Origin of the sequence: Sphingomonas sp. IC4-52, assembly GCF_020707225.1 — a bacterium.
Lineage (GTDB): Bacteria > Pseudomonadota > Alphaproteobacteria > Sphingomonadales > Sphingomonadaceae > Sphingomonas.
This window is the reverse complement of record NZ_JAJFEU010000005.1, coordinates 66,427-84,595: the sequence shown is the minus strand read 5'-3', so window position 1 is coordinate 84,595 and position 18,169 is coordinate 66,427. Positions and strand designations below refer to the sequence as shown.

At 67.9% G+C, this 18,169-nt stretch carries 17 protein-coding genes; 16 read left to right on the top strand and 1 reads right to left on the bottom strand.

The window, feature by feature from the left end; genetic code table 11:
• The first annotated feature begins 2 nt into the window (after positions 1-2).
• The 6 genes from kdpB (at position 3) to LK535_RS12955 (ending at position 7,993) form a co-directional block, all read left to right on the top strand.
• Complete coding sequence (gene kdpB, locus LK535_RS12980) at positions 3-2,036, top strand: potassium-transporting ATPase subunit KdpB (protein ID WP_227772348.1); 2,034 nt, start codon at positions 3-5, stop codon at positions 2,034-2,036.
• 11 nt (positions 2,037-2,047) lie between these two features.
• Positions 2,048-2,677 (top strand): potassium-transporting ATPase subunit KdpC, encoded by a 630-nt coding sequence (gene kdpC, locus LK535_RS12975; RefSeq protein WP_227772347.1) that lies wholly within the window; start codon positions 2,048-2,050, stop codon positions 2,675-2,677.
• The gene (locus tag LK535_RS12970; protein ID WP_227772346.1) at positions 2,677-5,364 is read left to right on the top strand and encodes a sensor histidine kinase; all 2,688 of its coding nucleotides are present in this window, start codon (positions 2,677-2,679) and stop codon (positions 5,362-5,364) included. Before kdpC ends, LK535_RS12970 begins: the two co-directional genes overlap by 1 nt.
• A gap of 1 nt (position 5,365) precedes the next feature.
• Complete coding sequence (locus LK535_RS12965) at positions 5,366-6,052, top strand: response regulator transcription factor (protein WP_227772345.1); 687 nt, start codon at positions 5,366-5,368, stop codon at positions 6,050-6,052.
• Positions 6,053-6,171: 119 nt separating this feature from the next.
• Positions 6,172-6,798 (top strand): PilZ domain-containing protein, encoded by a 627-nt coding sequence (locus tag LK535_RS12960; protein ID WP_227772344.1) that lies wholly within the window; start codon positions 6,172-6,174, stop codon positions 6,796-6,798.
• A 94-nt stretch (positions 6,799-6,892) separates the two neighbouring features.
• Positions 6,893-7,993, top strand: a complete 1,101-nt coding sequence (locus LK535_RS12955) for a hypothetical protein (RefSeq protein WP_227772343.1) — start codon at positions 6,893-6,895, stop codon at positions 7,991-7,993.
• A gap of 56 nt (positions 7,994-8,049) precedes the next feature.
• Here LK535_RS12955 and LK535_RS12950 read toward each other — a convergent pair whose 3' ends face one another.
• Positions 8,050-8,850, bottom strand: a complete 801-nt coding sequence (locus LK535_RS12950) for a SirB1 family protein (protein ID WP_227772342.1) — start codon at positions 8,848-8,850, stop codon at positions 8,050-8,052.
• Positions 8,851-9,196: 346 nt separating this feature from the next.
• Here LK535_RS12950 and LK535_RS12945 point away from each other — a divergent pair, with 346 nt between their 5' ends.
• The 10 genes from LK535_RS12945 to LK535_RS12900 all read left to right on the top strand — a co-directional run bounded on the left by LK535_RS12945 (position 9,197) and on the right by LK535_RS12900 (position 18,121).
• Positions 9,197-9,538: a zf-TFIIB domain-containing protein gene (locus LK535_RS12945; RefSeq protein WP_227772341.1), complete on the top strand. Its 342-nt coding sequence runs from the start codon at positions 9,197-9,199 to the stop codon at positions 9,536-9,538.
• 78 nt (positions 9,539-9,616) lie between these two features.
• Positions 9,617-10,615 carry a TIM44-like domain-containing protein gene (locus LK535_RS12940; RefSeq protein ID WP_227772340.1) on the top strand — a complete coding sequence of 333 codons (999 nt, stop codon included), beginning with the start codon at positions 9,617-9,619 and terminating at the stop codon, positions 10,613-10,615.
• A 166-nt stretch (positions 10,616-10,781) separates the two neighbouring features.
• Positions 10,782-11,588 carry a redoxin family protein gene (locus LK535_RS12935; protein ID WP_227772339.1) on the top strand — a complete coding sequence of 269 codons (807 nt, stop codon included), beginning with the start codon at positions 10,782-10,784 and terminating at the stop codon, positions 11,586-11,588.
• 513 nt (positions 11,589-12,101) lie between these two features.
• Complete coding sequence (locus tag LK535_RS12930; RefSeq protein ID WP_227772338.1) at positions 12,102-12,575, top strand: curli assembly protein CsgF; 474 nt, start codon at positions 12,102-12,104, stop codon at positions 12,573-12,575.
• 2 nt (positions 12,576-12,577) lie between these two features.
• Positions 12,578-13,555 carry a CsgG/HfaB family protein gene (locus LK535_RS12925; RefSeq protein WP_227772337.1) on the top strand — a complete coding sequence of 326 codons (978 nt, stop codon included), beginning with the start codon at positions 12,578-12,580 and terminating at the stop codon, positions 13,553-13,555.
• Between the two features lie 202 nt (positions 13,556-13,757).
• Entirely contained in the window at positions 13,758-15,359 is a 1,602-nt protein-coding gene (locus LK535_RS12920) for a beta strand repeat-containing protein (protein WP_227772336.1), read from the top strand.
• Between the two features lie 94 nt (positions 15,360-15,453).
• Positions 15,454-15,912 (top strand): hypothetical protein, encoded by a 459-nt coding sequence (locus LK535_RS12915; protein ID WP_227772335.1) that lies wholly within the window; start codon positions 15,454-15,456, stop codon positions 15,910-15,912.
• Positions 15,909-16,646: a hypothetical protein gene (locus LK535_RS12910; protein ID WP_227772334.1), complete on the top strand. Its 738-nt coding sequence runs from the start codon at positions 15,909-15,911 to the stop codon at positions 16,644-16,646. Before LK535_RS12915 ends, LK535_RS12910 begins: the two co-directional genes overlap by 4 nt.
• A gap of 70 nt (positions 16,647-16,716) precedes the next feature.
• Entirely contained in the window at positions 16,717-17,397 is a 681-nt protein-coding gene (locus LK535_RS12905; protein ID WP_227772333.1) for a hypothetical protein, read from the top strand.
• A gap of 202 nt (positions 17,398-17,599) precedes the next feature.
• Entirely contained in the window at positions 17,600-18,121 is a 522-nt protein-coding gene (locus LK535_RS12900) for a phosphoribosyltransferase (protein WP_227772332.1), read from the top strand.
• The last annotated feature ends 48 nt before the right edge of the window (positions 18,122-18,169 follow it).

Here is an 18,169-nt window from a genome sequence, read left to right as displayed (position 1 = left end):
TCATGGCCAATACCGACACCAAAAGCCTGTTCACGGCCGACCTCGTCGTGCCGGCGATCAAGGCATCGTTCGTGAAGCTCGACCCGCGCGCGCTGGTCCGCAATCCCGTGATGTTCGTCACCGCGGCAATCGCTGCGCTGATGACCGTGCTGCTCATCGTGGGGCAGGATGACCTTTCCACCGGGTTCAAGCTGCAACTCGTTGTCTGGCTGTGGCTGACGGTTCTGTTCGGCACCTTTGCCGAGGCGTTGGCCGAGGGTCGCGGCAAGGCGCAGGCGGCGAGCCTGCGCGCGGCGAAGGCGGAATTGACGGCCAAGCGGCTGAAGGGGGACGGGCGGCAATATGACCTGGTGCCCGCCAGCCAGCTCAAGGTCGGTGACGTGGTGTTGGTCGAGACGGACGACCTGATCCCCTCGGACGGCGAGGTCGTCTCGGGCGTTGCCTCCGTCAACGAAGCCGCGATCACTGGCGAAAGCGCGCCGGTAATCCGCGAGGCGGGCGGCGACCGATCGGCAGTAACCGCGGGCACGCGCGTGATTTCCGACGAGATCCGCGTGAAGGTGACGGTGGAGCCGGGCAAGGGCTTTCTCGATCGGATGATCGCGTTGGTCGAAGGAGCCGAGCGGCAGAAGACGCCCAATGAGATCGCGCTGACGCTGCTGCTGGTCGGCCTGACGATCATCTTCCTGATCGCGGTCGGCACGATCCCCGCCTTTGCCGCTTATGCCGGTGGCAGCATCCCGGTGGCGATCCTGGCGGCGTTGCTCATCACGCTGATCCCGACCACCATCGCGGCGCTGCTGTCGGCGATCGGCATTGCTGGTATGGACCGGCTGGTGCGGTTCAACGTGCTGGCGAAATCGGGTCGCGCGGTGGAGGCGGCGGGCGATGTCGACGTGCTGCTGCTCGACAAGACCGGCACGATCACCGTCGGCGATCGCCAGGCGAGCGAGTTTCGTGCCGTGGGCGGCGCCAGTGAGGCGGAACTGGCGGAGGCGGCGCTGCTGGCGAGCCTGGCCGACGAGACGCCGGAGGGGCGATCGATCGTCACGCTGGCACGTACCCGGTTCGACTTGCAGCACAGCCTGCCCGCCCATGCGGAGGTGATCTTCTTTACCGCGCAGACCCGGGTATCCGGCATCCGGGTGGGCGACACGCTGATCCAGAAGGGTGCGGTGGATTCGATCCTGCGCGCCAACCCCGGGGTGGGAGAGACGGCGGCGGCGACCGAGCTGCGCCGCATCACCGACGAGATCGGCCGCGCCGGTGGGACGCCGCTGGCGGTGGCGCGGGACGGGCGGCTGCTGGGCGCCATCTTCCTCAAGGACGTGGTGAAGGCTGGCATCCGCGAGCGCTTCGGCGAACTTCGCCAGATGGGCATTCGCACGGTGATGATCACCGGCGACAACCCGCTGACCGCCGCCGCCATCGCCGCCGAGGCAGGGGTGGACGATTTCCTCGCCCAGGCGACGCCGGAAGACAAGCTGGACCTCATCCGCAAGGAGCAGACCGGCGGACGGCTGGTGGCGATGTGCGGCGATGGCACCAACGACGCCCCAGCGCTGGCGCAGGCCGATGTCGGCGTGGCGATGAACACCGGCACGCAGGCGGCGCGCGAGGCGGGCAACATGGTCGATCTCGACAGCGACCCGACCAAGCTGATCGAGGTTGTCGGCCTCGGCAAGCAGTTGCTGATGACGCGCGGGGCGCTGACCACCTTTTCCGTCGCCAATGACGTCGCCAAATATTTCGCGATCATCCCGGCGATGTTCGTCGCGCTGTATCCCGGGCTGGGCGTGCTGAACGTCATGGGGCTGGCGACGCCGCAGTCGGCGATCCTCAGCGCCATCATCTTCAACGCGCTGATCATCCCCCTGTTGGTGCCATTGGCGCTGAAGGGCGTGGCCTATCGCGCGATGGCGGCGGGGCCGCTGCTCGCGCGCAATCTCGCCATCTACGGCCTGGGCGGGCTGGTCGCCCCGTTCATCGGCATCAAGATCATCGACCTGTTGGTCGGCGGCCTCGGCCTCGCGTAAGGACAAGGAACATGGGCAAGACAGACATGGGCAGCACAGTGCGTGGCGGGGATCTATCCTCCGCCTTGCGGCCGGCGATTGTGATGACGATCCTCTTCGCCGCGCTGCTGGGGCTCGCCTATCCGCTGGCGATGACCGGCATCGGGCAAGCGCTGTTTCCGGCGCAGGCGAACGGCAGCCTGGTGCGCGATGCGGGCGGGACGGTGGTCGGTTCGACGGTGGTGGGTCAGGCGTTCGCGTCTGACCGTTATTTCCACACGCGCCCCTCGGCCGCGGGCGATGGCTATGACGGGCTTGCGTCGTCCGGCTCCAACCTGGGGCCGGCCGCGCAGGCGCTGACTGACCGGGTGAAGGCCGATGTCGCCAAGCGGCGCGGCGAAGGCGTGAGCGGGGCGGTGCCGGCGGATCTCGTTACCGCCAGCGGGTCGGGGCTGGACCCGGACCTCTCGCCCGCCGCCGCGCTGGCGCAGGCACCGCGGGTGGCGCGCGTGCGTGGCTTGCCGGTGGCACAGGTGCGGGCGCTGGTCGATCAGCAGATTGAACCGTCGCTGCTGGGCGAGGCGCACGTCAATGTTCTGGCGCTGAACCAGGCGCTGGACCGGCTGTCGCATGGCAATAGCCCGGGGGCGCCCGCGCACTGATGGCGGTTTCCGGCTTTCCCGCCGACGGCCTTCGGCCTGACCCCGATGCCCTTCTGCGCCAAGCCGCGCAGGAGGGCCGCGGGCGTTTGAAGATCTTCCTCGGCGCGGCGCCTGGGGTCGGCAAGACCTATGAGATGCTGTCCGAAGGGGCGGCACGGCGGCGCGACGGCGTCGACGTGGTGGTCGGCATCGTTGAGACCCATGGCCGCATCGAGACGGAGGCGCTGACCCGGGGCATGGAGATCATCGCGCGTCGCGCCTGCTCCTATGAGGGGCGGACGCTGCACGAAATGGATCTGGACGCGATCCTGGAACGCGCGCCGCGACTGGTGCTGGTGGATGAGCTTGCGCACACCAATGCGCCCGGCAGCCGCCATCCCAAACGCTATCAGGACGTTGAGGAGCTGCTGGCGGCGGGGATCGACGTTTATTCCACCGTCAACATCCAGCACGTCGAAAGCCTGAACGACGTCGTCGCCAGCTTCACCCGCATCCGCGTGCGCGAGACGGTGCCGGACCGGATCCTCGAAATGGCCGAGATCGAGGTCGTCGACATTCCGCCCGACGAGCTGATCGAGCGGCTGAAAGCGGGCAAGGTCTATCTGCCGCAGGAAGCGACGCGCGCGCTCGGCCATTTCTTTTCCCGGTCGAACCTGTCCGCCTTGCGCGAACTGGCGCTGCGCCGTGCGGCGCAGGCGGTGGACGCACGGATGCTGGAGGATGTCCGCGCGCTGGGGCTTGGCGGCACCTGGGCGGGTAGCGAGCGGATCGTGGTGGCGATCAACGAGCTGCCCGGCGCGGAGCCGCTGGTGCGCGCGGCGAAGCGCGTCGCCGACGGCCTGCGCGCGCCGTGGACGGCGGTGTTCATCGAAACGCCGCGCGCCGCGAGCTTCACGCCGGCCGAGCACCAGCGTGTCGCCGCGGCCATGACGCTGGCGACTCAGCTCGGCGCCGCCGTCGCCAGCGTACCGGCCACCAACGTGATCGACGGCATCAAGGGCTTCCTGGCGGAAGCGCGGGCGACCCAGCTGATCCTGGGCAAGTCGCGCCGCTCGCGCTGGTTCGAGCTGCGTCATGGATCGGTGGTCGACCGCCTCGTGCGCGAGACACCGGGCGTCACCGTTCACGTCCTGCCGATGGCGGAGGAAGCGCCAGCCTCCCCAGCGGGGCCGCGGGCGCGCGCCGGATCGGGCTCGACCGCCGGTTATCTCGCGGCCAGCGGGATGGTGGCAGCTGTCACCGCCTTTGCCAGCGCGCTGTTCCGCGTACTGGACCTTGGCAATGTGGGGATGCTGTACCTGCTGCCAGTGATGGCGGCGGCCAGCCTTTATGGCCTGCGCACCGGGCTGTTCGCGGGCATCCTGTCGACGCTGGCGTATAATTTCGTGTTCCTGCCGCCGGTCGGCACGCTGAGCATCAGCAATCCCGAAAATGTCGTGTCGATGTTCGTGCTGCTGGGCGTGGCCTTCGCCACCAGCCAGCTGACCGCGCGTGTGAGGGCTCAGGCGGATCTTGCCGCCGCCAGCGCGCGCACCAATGCGATCCTCGCCGGCTTCCTGCGCGAGATCGGCAGCGTCAACGATGCGCAAGAGGCCGCGCGGATGATCTGCGCCGACGTGCGCCGGCTGTTCGACGTGAAGGTCGTGTTGATGACGCCGGTGCCGGGTGCCGGGCTGAGCGTGCAGACCGCAACCGACCCCGAATATCGCGTCGACATCATGGACGTTGCCGCTGCCACCTGGGCCTTCGACAATGGGGTGGCGGCGGGCAAGGGATCGGGCACGCTGACCGCGTCCGAATGGCTGTTCCACCCGCTGAAGGCCGGCGGCCGCGTGCTGGCGGTCTTGGGCATCGCACGCGACAGCGGCGGCGATCCGGTGCGCGCCGACCAGCTGCCGCTGCTCACCAGCCTGATCGATCAGGCCGCAATGGTGCTGGAGCGGCTGCGGCTGGAAGGAGAGATGCGCGACGTGGATGCCGTGCGCACGCGCGACAAGCTGCGCTCGGCGCTGCTTTCGTCGGTCAGCCACGACCTGCGCACCCCGTTGACGGCGGTAATGGCGGCTGCGGCGCAGCTTCATCATGGCGCAACACCCGAGCTGATCGCGACCATCGAGAGCGAGGCGGCGCGGCTCAACCGCTTTGTCGCCAACCTGCTCGACATGGCGCGGGTGGAGGCGGGGGCGCTGAAGCTGGCCGTGGAGGCGATCGACCTCAGCGATGCCGTGACGGGCGCTGCACATGATGCGCGCCGCGCGCTGGAGGGCCATGGCGTACGGCTCGACGTGCCGCCGGACCTGCCGCTGGTGCGCGCGGACCCGCAGCTGCTCCACCACTGCCTGCTCAACCTGCTGGACAATGCCGGCCATTATGGTGAGGCCGGGACGGAGATCGTGATCGAGGGCCGGCACCGTTTCGGCGAGCTTCGCCTGACGGTCCTGGACCATGGCCCCGGCCTGCCGCCCGGCCGGGAGGGGGAGGTGTTCGAGACGTTCAGGCGGCTGGAGGGATCCGACCGCGCCATCGTCGGAACGGGTCTGGGCCTTGCCATCGTGAAGGCCTTTGCCGAGGCGATGGGCATGACCGTCACGGCCGCCAATCGCGCGGACGGCGCCGGCGCCGCTTTTGCCCTCGTCTTCCCGCCGGAACTGATCGTTCGCGACCTGTCCGTTGAAAGTGACACCTGACATGCCCGCCAAGGTTCTGGTCGTGGACGACGACGCCGCCATTCGCCGCCTGCTGCGCAACACGCTGGTAAGAGCAGACTATGCGGTGGTGGAGGCAGGCACGGCGCGCGACGCGCTGCGCCTGATGCCGATCGAGCATCCCGATGCGGTGCTGCTGGATCTCGGCCTGCCGGACCGCGACGGCCTCAGCATCATTCCCCTGTTGCGGGCGCCGGGCGGGGCGGTGGTGCTGGTGGTTTCCGCGCGGGAGGCGGTGGAGGAAAAGGTAAGCGCGCTGGATCTTGGCGCCGACGATTTCGTGACCAAGCCGTTCGACACCGACGAACTGCTCGCCCGATTGCGGGTCGCGCTACGGCACCGCGGCTCGGCAGAGGCGCCGCCGGCAATCGTGCGACGCGGCGAGATCAGCATCGATCTCGACCGTCGCACCGTGGAGCGCGCCGGGGAGGAGGTGCATCTGACCCGCAAGGAGCGCGACGTGCTGGCGGTTCTGGCGCGCCATATCGGCCGGGTGGTGACCCATGAGCGGTTGCTGACGACCTGCTGGGGCGGAGAGGAGGATCCCCGCATCGAATATCTCCGCATCGTCATCCGCAACCTGCGGCAGAAGCTGGAGGCGCCGGGGCCGGTGGGCAGCGTGATCGCCAATGAGCTTGGCGTTGGTTATCGCCTGCGCGCCGATCCCTGATCGCACGCCTCGCCGAGCCCGCCGGCGATCAAGAATGACGCCGCTGTCCGCCCCGCCGGCTGCGTGCCGCCTATAATGGCTCCAGTGCATGGCCGCGCGTGCGGCCGCGGGAGTTTCGGGTGGCACACGAAGAACAGCAGTTTCGGGAGCCGGGCCCGAGGATCAGCGGAGCGCATCGCGCCGCTTCCGGCCGCGGGCGGGGCGGGGCGCGGGCGTTCCCCCTTTCGGGCATGGGTCGCGTGCTGGACGGCGAACGGCAGGCGCTGGCCCGGGTGCTGAGCCTGTCCGACGATGGCCTGGTGCTGTCCTCCCGGATGCAGCCCCACCTTGGCGATCGGCTGACGGTGGACGTGTCGGAAAGCTGCTCGCTCACCGGCGAAGTGATCTGGGTACAGCCGGGCCAGTGCGGGCTGCGGCTGGCCACCACCATCGACAGCGTCGCGCTGATGCAGCGACTGTCGGAGGAGCGCGCAAAGACCCGCCGTCGCCGGCGCTGGTGGCCGGAAAAGACGGTTGTTGTCCGAAGCGAGCTGGGGCTGCAGATCGTTCGCCTGCGCGACGTGTCGCGAAACGGCGCACGCATCGTGCATGACGGGCGCTTCGTTCCCGGCATGTCGGTGAAGCTTCAGCTGGCGCCCGGTATCGAGCGGCCCGGGATCCTGTCCTGGTCACGCGACGGGATCGCCGGGGTGGAACTGACCGAGATGCTGGATACCGATCAGCTTGGCTCGGTGAAGCGCATGTAAGCTGGCCCGCCGCCCCGGCGCGGTGGTGCTTGACGCTGAACCGGCCAGGGGGGAACAGCCGAACGCTCGATGTTGTCGAAGCGGGAGGCTGTTCGTGCGTATTGCCTTGGCGCTGGCCGTTCTGATCGCCCCCTTGCCCGCCGCGGCACAGCAGCAGGCGCCGCGCAGCTATGCCGGCACGGTGGGCACCAGCCGGATCGTGCTGACGCTGGAAGACGGCGGCGACGGCCCGGACGTTCGGGGCAGCTATTTCTATCTGTCGACCCGGCTGGACATCGCGCTGGATGGGCAGCGGCGGGGCGGTGCGCTGATCCTCGATGCGATGGCGACCAGCGATCACCTGGAGCTTCGGCCGCAGGGGCAGGAGCTGGTGGGAACGCTCACCACCGCGGCGAAGCGGCGCTTAGCAGTGCGGCTGTCGCCAGTGACGCACGCTGCGAACCTGCCCGCGGACGTGCCGACCGGCCTTTCGCTGCACGAGCAACTGCAACTGGCGGGGCTGACGCTGGCGCCGGACGGGGTTGAGCAGATCAACGGCCGGGCGGTGCGCTGGTATCGCGAGGCGAAGAGCGGCGTCCGGCTGTTCCGGCTCGAAGGCGACTATGCGGCCGAGCCGATGCGCGCGATGAACGCCGCGCTTGCCCGCAATCAGTGGCAGGAGGTCACCCGCTGGCTCGGCTGCGTCGATAGTGGCGGGACGCCCGGGGTGGATGGCGGCGTCTCCGGCAAGCCGTGGCTGGGCCGCGATTACGTCAGCTACGCCTGGCAGGCGAGCTGGTCCTGCGCGGGCGCCGCGCACCCCGATTTCGGCACCGAGAGGCATAGTTTCGATGCGCGCACCGGGCGCGAGCTGACGCTGGACGAGGTGCTGCGCGTGCCGGGCACGCCGGCGCCGACGGCCGAGAGCGACGCCTGGTATCGTTATCGCAGCGACGTTTTCGCGCCGCATGTGGTGAAGCTGCTGCAGCGCTATCACCCGGCCGAGATGCGGGCGCCTGGCGCTGGCCGCGGGGACGAAACCGATGAGCCGCCGTGCGACTATACCGATCCGACGGTGTGGAGCTTCCCGGCCTGGCGGCTGAGCAGCGACGGGTTGTGGCTGGGCGCGTCCTTCGCCCGGGTGATGCGGGTATGCGACACGCCGGAATGGGCGGTGCTCCCCTGGTCAGCGCTGCCACCAAGAAGCGCGGAATAACAGCGGCCTGCCGCCTTTTCCTGCGGCGGCGCCTCACTCCTGAAGGGACCGAGCGCTCAGGGCGGGGGAAGCAACCCAAGCATCTCCGACACGCGGCCACGCAATTCCGGATCACGGGTGATTTCCAGGATCGTGCCCAGGCTGCTGCGCGCGCTGGCGACCTCACCATCGACCAGTTCCAGCCGGGCACGCTGCCACCAGGCGTGGGCATATTCGGGCGCCATCGCCGTCATCCGCTCATACAGGATCAGCGCGCGGCGGCCCTGTCCCGCCTGTTCGGCGCGGCTCGCCTGGTTCTGGAGCAGGCGGATCAGCACGGCACGGTTGGGCATGGCGCTGACCTGAGTGACCGGCTCTTCCGGCGGCGAAAACGCCTGGAGCAGCGCAGCGAACCGCTCCGCGCCGACCCGCGCCCCGCCCGCAAAGGGATCGATGATCACGGGCGCCGCATCCATGCCGACCAGCACCAGCACATGGCCGGGCACGTCCAGCACCTGCGCGTGCCAGCCCAGCCGCCGCGCCGCCGCGACATAAAGGATCGACAGGCTGACCGGCAGGCCGCGGCGCCGGTCCATCACGCGGATCAGGTCGGCATTGTCGGGATCATCATAGGTCTGGTCATCGCCGAGGAAGCCGAACTCCTGTGCCAGCACGGCGGACAAGGCCCCCGCTTGATCGGCCGCGGTCTCCGCATCGTTGCCGGCGCGATCGAGGCTGGCGGCGATTGCGTCGAGCGTCCGGTGATAGGGGGCAAGATCGACCTCCGGACGATCGAGCAGCGCCAGCGCCAGCGCCGCTTCGTCCAGCACGATCTCCTCGTCATCGACAAGGCCGAGCCGGGTCAGATCATCGTCCAACGGGGAAGGGATGGGGGAAGACATGAGAGAAAAGATGGGGACGATGGCCCGCCGGTGCAAAGCCGTAGGGCAAAGACAGGTGGCTGGGGCGCCAGGGCCGGCCGCAGGCGGGCAGGAGTGGTTTTCCGATCACCAGCGAACGGCGCCCATCTGCCGCGCCCATCTGCCGCCCTTTGCGAACTTTGCGCCACGCGCACCTTGATCCGACCGGCTATTTGCCCCAGATTATGCAAGCGGGCCGGGCCCCTCTGGCACCCCACAAGGCGGGTGTGATGTCGGACCGCGTTATATCGGGCCCGGCATAATCGTGATCTCACCGGCCGAGCCCCCAGATGTGGAGTGTGCGATGACGGCCGCTGGTGGAATGCCCTGTCCGATCTGTCGCGTCCCGCTCGTGATGAGCGAGCGTCAGGGCGTGGAAATCGATTATTGCCCGCAATGCCGCGGCGTGTGGCTGGATCGTGGCGAGCTGGACAAGATCATTGAACGCAGCGCGGCCGAGCTGAGTGCGCAGGCACCGCCGCCGCCGAAGCAGCCGCCGCTGTCGCAGCCGCCATCCTATGCGCAGCCATCCTATCAGCATCATCAGCATGATGCCTGGCCGGCGCGCGGGCATGATCCCTATCGCCAGAGCCACGGAAAGCCGCCCAAGCGTCGCAAGTCGTTCCTTGAGGAACTGTTCGACTAAAGCCGCGGCATAACGGGCGGAAGCTCGCTTTCCCTATCAATAATCAACGACAAAGCATTGTTCGTCCAAGGAGATATGATGATCCGGTTGAAGAAAGGCACCTTCGGGGCCGTGAGCCTGGGCCTTGCGGCTGCCGTGATGCTCACCGCTCCCATGGAAGCCGACGCGCGGCGCAAGGGCAGCTTCGGCAGCCGGGGTGCGCGCACTTATGATGCGCCGGCGGCAACCAACGTCGCCCCGCGCCAGACCGCGCCGGTGCAGCGTTCGATGACGGAAAAGCCGCCTGCCGGCGCTGCCGCCACCCAGGCGGGGGCCGGTGCAGCCGGTGCGGCAGCGACCGCCAAGCGCGGCGGCATGGCCAAGGGGCTGCTGGGCGGCCTGCTGGCCGGCGGCCTGATCGGCGCGCTGCTGGGCGGCGGTCTTGGCGCACTGGGCGGCGCTGGTGCGGTCATGGCGCTGTTGCAGATCGTGCTGATCGGCGGCCTGCTGTTCTTTCTGTTTCGCATGTTTCGCCGCAGGTCCGCGGCGGCGCCTGCGCCGGCCATGGCGGGGGGACCGCACGGCGCGACGGGATCGGCGTTCTCCGGATTCCAGCCGCAGCCTGCCGCCGCGCCAGCGCCGACGCCGATGGGCGGCTTCGCCGCTGCATCCGCCCCGCAACAGCTCGGGGAAGACATCGCAATCAACGATGCCGACCGGCGTGACTTCGAGCGGCTGCTCATGGAGGTGCAGGACGCGTTCTCGAGCGAGGATTTCGCCCGCCTGCGCGAGCGTACGACGCCGGAGGTGATGTCCTATTTCGCCGAGGAGCTGAGCCAGAACGCGACCGCCGGTCGCCGCAACAGCGTGGCCGGCACCCGCCTGCTCGACGCGGAAGTGGCCGAAGCGTGGAACGAAGGCCCGGTGGATTATGCGACCATCGCCATGCGTTACGAAAGCATCGACGTGATGCTGGATCGCAGCACCGGCGACGTCGTGGAGGGCGATCCGTCGCGGCCGACCGACGTGACGGAACTGTGGACCTTCAAGCGCGAGCCGCAGGGCCAGTGGCGCCTGTCGGCCATTCAGGAAGCCTGATCCGCTGATCTCCCTTGCGGCTCCGTCGATCATCGGCGGGGCCGCAACTGCGAAGGGCGGTTGGCCCGCCCGGCCATGATGTCTTACCAGCCGCCGTGGCCCCGCCGGCGCTCACGGCAGCGCGGCCGCAACACACGAGTCAGAACAACAGGGAGGGAGCCCGCATGTGGACGGCGTGATCAGCCTTGGCCCCCTGATGATCGCAACCGATCGCGCGCTGGCGCTCGTCGCGATCTGGAGCTTCCTCGGCATCGGCGGGCTGGTCGGGGCAAAGACCGGCAGCCGGGCGGGACGCGCGGCGTGGTTAGCGGTTCTGGTCGGCATCGTGGCGGCGCGGGCCGGCTTCATCTTCCAGAATGTGGACGCCTTCAGCGTGGAGCCATGGGCCACGCTCGCAATCTGGCAGGGCGGTTTTGCGCCACTTGTCGGCGTGGTCGCAGCGGCGCTGACCCTCGCCATCATGCTGGGCCGACAGGGTGCGAGCGGGTTGATGCTCCTCGCCCTCGCCGCGCTGACGATCGCGCACGCGGGCGTTTCCGCCGCGCTTGCCCCCGAGCCTCGACCGTTTCCCGCCCGTCTTGACGTCCGCGCCCTGACAGGGGGCACGCTGGCGCTCGACCGGCTGCGCGGCCGCCCATTCGTGATCAACCTGTGGGCGACGTGGTGCCCACCCTGCCGGCGCGAAATGCCGATGGTGATCGAAGTGGCGGAAGCGTCCGGCATCCCGGTGCTGCTGGTCAATCAGGGTGAATCGCTCGCGCGCGTGCGCAGCTATCTCGCCGCGCACCGGCTTTCCGCCAAAACGATCGCCCTTGATCCGACGCAGCGCGTCGCCGCAGCCACGGGCGCCGGCGCGCTCCCCACCACCTTGTTCGTCGACAGGGACGGCCGCATCGTGAACCGCCACGCCGGCCAAATCTCGCGCGCGGGCCTCAGCGCCGCGATGCGCGACCTGCAAGCCGGGGCGCAGTGACGGCGCGTCAGATCGCCAGTCCTCGCGCCGGTCAGACGACACCGGGTTTTTCCCGGATAGGTCGATCGGCTTAGAACGGCGAAGGGCGCGCGCTCGCCGCTGGCCGGTTCGCCGTTGGTGCACATTGGGTTTGCGCCAAATGGCGCCGAGGCCGTGCGAGCGGCCGATAGCTGCGGCGGATGCGTGATCGCCTGTTGCGATGGGTCGTTCTCGGCCCTGCGCCAAGTCTTGGGGGCGTTCTCGTCCAATCCACGCAAAAAGTTCCACCTGCATGATATGAAGCAACTCCGGGGACGCAAAGTCGAGCGACGGGGGTAAGCGAGTCGTCGCGTAATGATCCGGCGCCGATCTCTTCTGCGTGGCAGGACGATTCGTTCTCGTTTATTTGCACGGTCCCGCGCGCCGATGTTCCATAACGATCCAGCTTGAGTGGTCGGGCGCTGAATCGGCCGGGCGAAGCTTCTTGCCACGTCATTTACGCCTCATTAACAAAGCGGTGAAGGAAGCGCCCCGGTGGGGACCGACGGCGAGTCGCCGTTATGCTGGTGCTTTCCTGGAGGGGGAATAATGTTGAAGGTGGCGTTGCCCGCGTTGGTGTGTCTGGTGCTGCCTGCGGGACAGTTGCACGCCCAGGATCTCAGCTATTCGCCCGTGAACCCGAGCTTCGGCGGCAATCCGTTCAATTCGAGTCATTTGATCGGCATCGCTAATGCCGAGAACAAATACACCGATCCCGCCACGAAGAAGACCAGCACTCAGGCCGATATCTTTGCGCAGCAGCTGCAGTCGCGCCTGCTTTCCGGTCTTTCCTCGCAAATTGTCGACGCGATCTTTGGTGAGAACCCGCAGGAGCGCGGAACGATCAAGTTTGGCGGCCAGACCATTCAGTTTGTTCGCGGGCTGGAAGATGTGACGCTGACGATCAGCGACGATGGCAACGGCCAGGTGACCACCATCGTGGTCCCGACCTTCGTTACCGCGAACTGATCATGCGCCAGCTTGTTGCTTCCCTCGGCATGGCCGCCGCGCTGTCAGGCTGCACCGCGATGACGACGCTCGACCGGTCGCTGCCGACCATGACGTCGCAAGCGTTCATCCCGGCCAAGACGCCGACCCAGATCGCGCTCAACCAGTTGCCGCCCCCGGCCAAGCCGGTCGCCATCGCGGTTTACGGCTTCGGCGACCAGACCGGCCAGTTCAAGCCGAGCGAGACCGGGCAGACCTTGTCCCGTGCGGTGACGCAGGGCGCCGGCTCGATCCTGGTGAAAGCGTTGCAGGATGCCGGCAATCGCCAGTGGTTCACCGTCGTGGAGCGCGAGCAGCTCAAGAGCCTGCTCAACGAGCGGCAGATCATTCGCGAGATGCGTGAGCGCTATCTGGGCGAAACCAACGTCAACCCGCAGGCACTGCCGGCGCTGCTGTTCGCCGGCGTGCTGCTGGAGGGCGGGGTGATTGGCTATGACACCAATACGGTGACGGGCGGGGCGGGCGCCGCCTTCCTGGGGCTGGGCGCGCATACCGAATACCGGCAGGACACCGTCACGGTTTACCTGCGCGCCGTATCGGTGCGGACCGGCGAAGTCCTGTCCACCGTGACGGCGTCCAAGACGATCGCCTCGCGCGCTCTCACCGCCAGCACGTTCCGCTATGTTGCGTTCAAGGAACTGCTCGAGGCCGAGCTTGGCATCACCACCAACGAGCCCGACCAGGTCGCGCTGCGTCAGGCGATCGAAAAGGCGGTCTATGGCCTGGTGATGGACGGCATCGAGCTGAAGCTGTGGAACTTCGCCTCGCCGCAGGCCGGCGACGAATTGCTCCAGCGTTATTTGCAGGAACGGGACGGCCGCTATTCGCCGGCACAAGTGGCCGACGCCATGGCCAAGTCCCGGTCGATCCCGCCACTCAAGATCCGCGGCAAGCAGCCGCGTGAGGAGAAGATCAAGGAATTGCCGCAGGGCGTTGACTGAGGTCAGCGTGCCAGGGCGGTAAGCCGCGTTTCCCGGGGCGGCATCGCAACCCGGGTAATGATGATCACGTGACGGGGTTGCAGCCCCGCCACGTGAAGTAAGTGTCCGTTTGGTGTGTACGAACAATCATGTTTGCTCCCGCTGGATTGCAGTCCGGCGAGGGCGGGCGTGGTTATCAACCCTCGTAGAAGGAATGACAACCATGAAACTCTCGATCCTGGCGTCGGTCTCCGCGCTCGCTCTCGTTGCCACGCCGGCCTTTGCCCAGACTGTCACGCAGGCAGCGGCCAACAACGATTCCACCGTTGCCCAGACCGGCAACAGCAACGAAGCATCGGTGACGCAGCGCATGGACGGCCAGACGGCTGCCATCGAACAGACCGGCAACCGCCACTCCGCCTCGATCACTCAGGGTCACAATTACGGTGCCCGCGCCAATAGCTCGGCCAACACCGCCTCGATCACGCAGGGCAAGCGTGAGGATGGCACCACGGCAACGTCGGGCTCGCTGGCCAACATCTCTCAGCTGTCCGCGAAAAGCACCGGCACCATCACTCAGAAGGGCCAGAACCAGGCCGATATCGCCCAGGGCCTGGGCGCTGCCGCAGCGGCCGGCACCGGCAACAGTGCAGCGATCAGCCAGTCCGACACCAACAAGGACGGCACGCTGATCAACATCGCTGGCATCTCCCAGGATGGCTCCAACAACGGCGCCACGACTGCGCAGATCGGTGACGCGAACGTCGCCCGCGTTGGCCAGAATGGAACGTCGAACAGCTCGATCCTGTCACAGAACGGCCTGCGCAACGTCCTGGACGGCAACCAGCAGGGCAACAGCAACCTGCTGACCGGCAACCAGATCGGTGATGGCAACGCCGCCGACAGCTGGCAGAGCGGCAACAACAACGTCGTGTCGGTTGACCAGACCGGCAACCAGAACCAGGCGGCGATCCGTCAGGAAAACGGCGACGGCAACAAGGCCACCGTGGTCCAGACCGCGAACAACAACAGCGTCGGCGAGTCTGGCGCAAAGCCAGGCTGGGTGAACCCGCGCTCGAACTATGACGTGAAGTCGGTCGGTATCCTGCAGAAGGGCAGCAACAACCAGGCTTACGCTTCGCAGACCGGCAACGGCTCGGCCAACATCGACCAGATCGGCAACAGCAACTTCGCCGGTGTGGTACAGGACGGCGCCAAGGCAGTGTTCGACGTTGCTCAGACCGGCAACGGCAACTTCGTCACCAAGACGGCCGGCGCGAAGGAGAATGTGACGCAGACCGGCGCCGGGGCGGCCATTCGCGCCATCCAGACCGGCAACAGCAACCAGGCGGTGCTGTCGCAGATCGGCGACCGCGCACTGGTCGACATCAGCCAGATCGGCTCGACCAACTACGCGTCGACCACCCAGGGCCCGGCTGCGACCGACGCCGTGTCGCTCATTACCCAGAACGGCAACACCAACAGCGCCTCGGTGAGCCAGGCATCGTTCGCCAACTCGAGCGTGAACCAGCAGGGCGACGGCAACACGGCGGGCGTGACTCAGGCGTCCTACGCCAAGTCTGTTCTCGACCAGACCGGTAACAACAACAGGGCAACCGTCGCTCAGGGCACCTATGCGACCTCGCTCATCACCCAGACCGGCAACAACGATGTCGCGACCGTGAACCAGGGCGCGAACTCCTACTCGTCGATTAGCCAGACCGGCGGCGACGCGAACCTGGCGACCGTGACCCAGGGTGCGAACGCCTGGTCGAGCATTGCTCAGGCGGGCGCCGGCAACTCGGCGATTGTTGCGCAGCAGTAATGGCTGACGGGCGGCGCTTCACGGCGCCGCCCCCAAGCGGGCGGGTCGCGGCCGGCGACCCGCTTCGTTCCTCGACATGACTGGAACAGGCAGCATGATGACCCATGTGGCGGCACTCCATGCGGTGGCTTTGGTCGCCGGTGCCCTTCCAGCGACGCCGGTAACGATCCTGCACGCCGCACCCACGGCCTGCGCGGGAGCTTCAACGATGACCAGCGATCCCGAATTTCCGAATGGCCGCACCACGGTCGTGCGCAGCGGCACTGGCCACCGGACGGTGATCGTTCAACAGGATCCGGGCGGCACGGTGCATCTGGAACAGCATGGCGCGAACCATTCGGTGCACGCACGCCAGTCCGGCAGCGGTGACCGGCTCGTGGTACAGCAAAGCGGCGACGGTGCGATCGCCGATGTCCATCAGTCCGGCGGATGCCATGACGTCACCCTGAGCCAGAGCGGCCAGGGGAACCGGGCCCATGTGTCCCAATCGGGCACCGGCAACAGCGTGGTGATCCGCCAGGGCGGCGCGCCGGATGCGGAGCCGCGGCCATGATCCGAACCATGCGATACATGCTTCCCGTCGCCGCGCTGCTCCTGGCATCGGCCAGCGCGGACGCCAGCAACTCCAAGACGCCGCCGGGCGACCCGTGCGGCAAGGGTAATGGCAATCCGTGCGGCGGCAATGAAGGCAATGGCGGCAGTCAGGGCAACAGCGGCAAGCCCAGCTATGGCAAGCCCGATCCCATCACGATCGACCTTCCGACCTTTCAGGGGCGCAGCGCCTATGTCCTGCAAATCGGCAGCGGCAATGAGGCCACGGTTCACCAGACCGCCACGCACGCGCTCAGCGATATCGAGCAGCGCGGCGACGATAACATTGTTTCGGTGACCCAGCAGGGCGGCCGCGCCTTTGTTCATGCCGCGCAGGTCGGCGACGAGAACAAGGTGGTTGTGGCACAGGCCGGCAGCGGCGTGAACGGCGCGCTGATCCACCAGCTGGGCGCCCGCAACCAGATCACGCTGACCCAGACGGCGGCAGGCGCGCTCTACAATGGCGCTGTGATGACCCAGGCAGGGATCGACAACCGCATGACCCTGACGCAGACCGGCAATGACAATCGCGCCTTGCTGTCTCAGGCGGGTGACAGCAATGCGATGACCGTGAGCCAGACCGGCTCCGGAAACCGCCTGGCCTGGACCCAGGTGGGAATGAACCTTCCCGATCTCGGCATCCGGCAGACGGGCGGGCAAGCGATCAGCATCACCCAGGCCGGCTTTGGCCGCTGAGCCGCCAATGCCTGTACGCCGCCGCCGTGAAGCCCTAGATCGGGGTTACGCTTCTGGAGGGCGGGCACTGATGTCGATCCTGCGACCGGGCACAGCGGCGTCGATCCTGAGCCTTCACCTGTTTGCTGCGGGTGCGCTGGCGGCGCAGGACCGGGGCGGTGTCGCGGCGGTTGATCAACTGTCGCCGACCGATGCGCCCGTCGCCGCCATGCAGATCACCTCGGGGGCGGAAGGACGGCCGTCGCCGGCTCAGCTGGCGCCCCCCCGCGCGCCGGTCGCGACGCCCCAGGTCAGTAGCGGCCCGCGCAGCGCGAGCGCGCCGCAAGGCCCGTCTACCGCGCGCGATGGCCGCAGCGTCGCCACCGCGGCGGTCGGGGGACAGGACCGATGCGACCGTACGCCCGACGCGCCCGGCTCTGCCGTACCGGTCTGCGCAGCACCGATCGAAACCCGCGCGGCGGACTTCCGCCCACCGGCACCAGCGCCGCTGTCACCGGAACAGCGCCTGTTGATCGACCAGCAACTTCGCGAGGCGCCGGCCGATCTGCGCAGCGCCGCGCGCCGACTGGGCGAAGGCGACATCGTGCAGGGCAGCGAGGATCAGGGCGTTGCGGCGCTGGTGCTCGCGCGTGAACGGGCCGAGCATGCCGACAGGCAGCGCGAGGCGGAACAGGCCGGGCAGAAGCCACCAGTGGCCGACCCCGCGATCCTGCGGATGATCGGCGACGTCCCCGCTTTCGATCCACGCTGACCCGGCGTCGCGGCGGGCGGCGCCCGCGCCGGTGCGGCGATCCCTCGCCCGGCCGCGTCAGCGATCGTCAGCGTCCCTGTGCGCTGTGCCTTTATCAAGCCGCTGCATTGGCATAGTGGGGTTCGTCTTGATCGGCCCTGCCGCCACCGCGCCCTTTCAGGCGCGCTCCGAGCCGATGTCACGCAACGCCGCCAGAGGAATCATGTCGCCAGTTTTCACTTCCATCAGCCATGACGCCTTCGTCGCGGATGTGCAGGCACTGGCAGCGGGTATCGCGGCCGCCCCCGGCTGGCGGCCCGACACGATCATCGGGATCGGCCGCGGCGGCCTGGTGCCCGCGGTCTATCTCAGCCACGCCATTGGCCTTCCCATGCTGTCCTGCGATTTCACCAGCCAGGTGCAGGACGGCGCCGGTGACCTGCTGATCCGCCTCGCCGAGCGGACCCGTGGTGGCGAGCGGTTGCTGTTCGTGGACGACATCAATGATTCCGGGCGCACCATCGGCATGCTGCGCGCCCACCTTGCGGCGGCGGGTGCCGTGGCGGAGATGGTGCGTTTCGCGACCCTGATAGACAATGAAGTGTCCGCGCAACCGGTCGACTATCGCGCCCGCACCATCGACCGGCGGATCGTAAAGGACTGGTTCGTGTTTCCCTGGGAAGCGCTCGCCTCCGCCGAAGCGATCGCGGACGACGCGGCTGAGGTTCCCGATCGGCTCGGTTGACGGGCCAAAAGGCTGTTTGGCGGCGACGCTCGGGATCTGCCGGCGCGG

What these genes read in the sequence shown, in the direction of transcription:
- LK535_RS12900 (WP_227772332.1), top strand. Translation starts at nt 17,600, where the DNA reads ATGTCGCCAGTTTTCACTTCCATCAGCCATGACGCCTTCGTCGCGGAT.
- LK535_RS12965 (WP_227772345.1), top strand. Translation starts at nt 5,366, where the DNA reads ATGCCCGCCAAGGTTCTGGTCGTGGACGACGACGCCGCCATTCGCCGC.
- LK535_RS12915 (WP_227772335.1), top strand. Translation starts at nt 15,454, where the DNA reads ATGATGACCCATGTGGCGGCACTCCATGCGGTGGCTTTGGTCGCCGGT.
- LK535_RS12945 (WP_227772341.1), top strand. Translation starts at nt 9,197, where the DNA reads ATGACGGCCGCTGGTGGAATGCCCTGTCCGATCTGTCGCGTCCCGCTC.
- LK535_RS12905 (WP_227772333.1), top strand. Translation starts at nt 16,717, where the DNA reads ATGTCGATCCTGCGACCGGGCACAGCGGCGTCGATCCTGAGCCTTCAC.
- LK535_RS12970 (WP_227772346.1), top strand. Translation starts at nt 2,677, where the DNA reads ATGGCGGTTTCCGGCTTTCCCGCCGACGGCCTTCGGCCTGACCCCGAT.
- LK535_RS12910 (WP_227772334.1), top strand. Translation starts at nt 15,909, where the DNA reads ATGATCCGAACCATGCGATACATGCTTCCCGTCGCCGCGCTGCTCCTG.
- LK535_RS12925 (WP_227772337.1), top strand. Translation starts at nt 12,578, where the DNA reads ATGCGCCAGCTTGTTGCTTCCCTCGGCATGGCCGCCGCGCTGTCAGGC.
- kdpB (WP_227772348.1), top strand. Translation starts at nt 3, where the DNA reads ATGGCCAATACCGACACCAAAAGCCTGTTCACGGCCGACCTCGTCGTG.
- kdpC (WP_227772347.1), top strand. Translation starts at nt 2,048, where the DNA reads ATGGGCAAGACAGACATGGGCAGCACAGTGCGTGGCGGGGATCTATCC.
- LK535_RS12940 (WP_227772340.1), top strand. Translation starts at nt 9,617, where the DNA reads ATGATCCGGTTGAAGAAAGGCACCTTCGGGGCCGTGAGCCTGGGCCTT.
- LK535_RS12920 (WP_227772336.1), top strand. Translation starts at nt 13,758, where the DNA reads ATGAAACTCTCGATCCTGGCGTCGGTCTCCGCGCTCGCTCTCGTTGCC.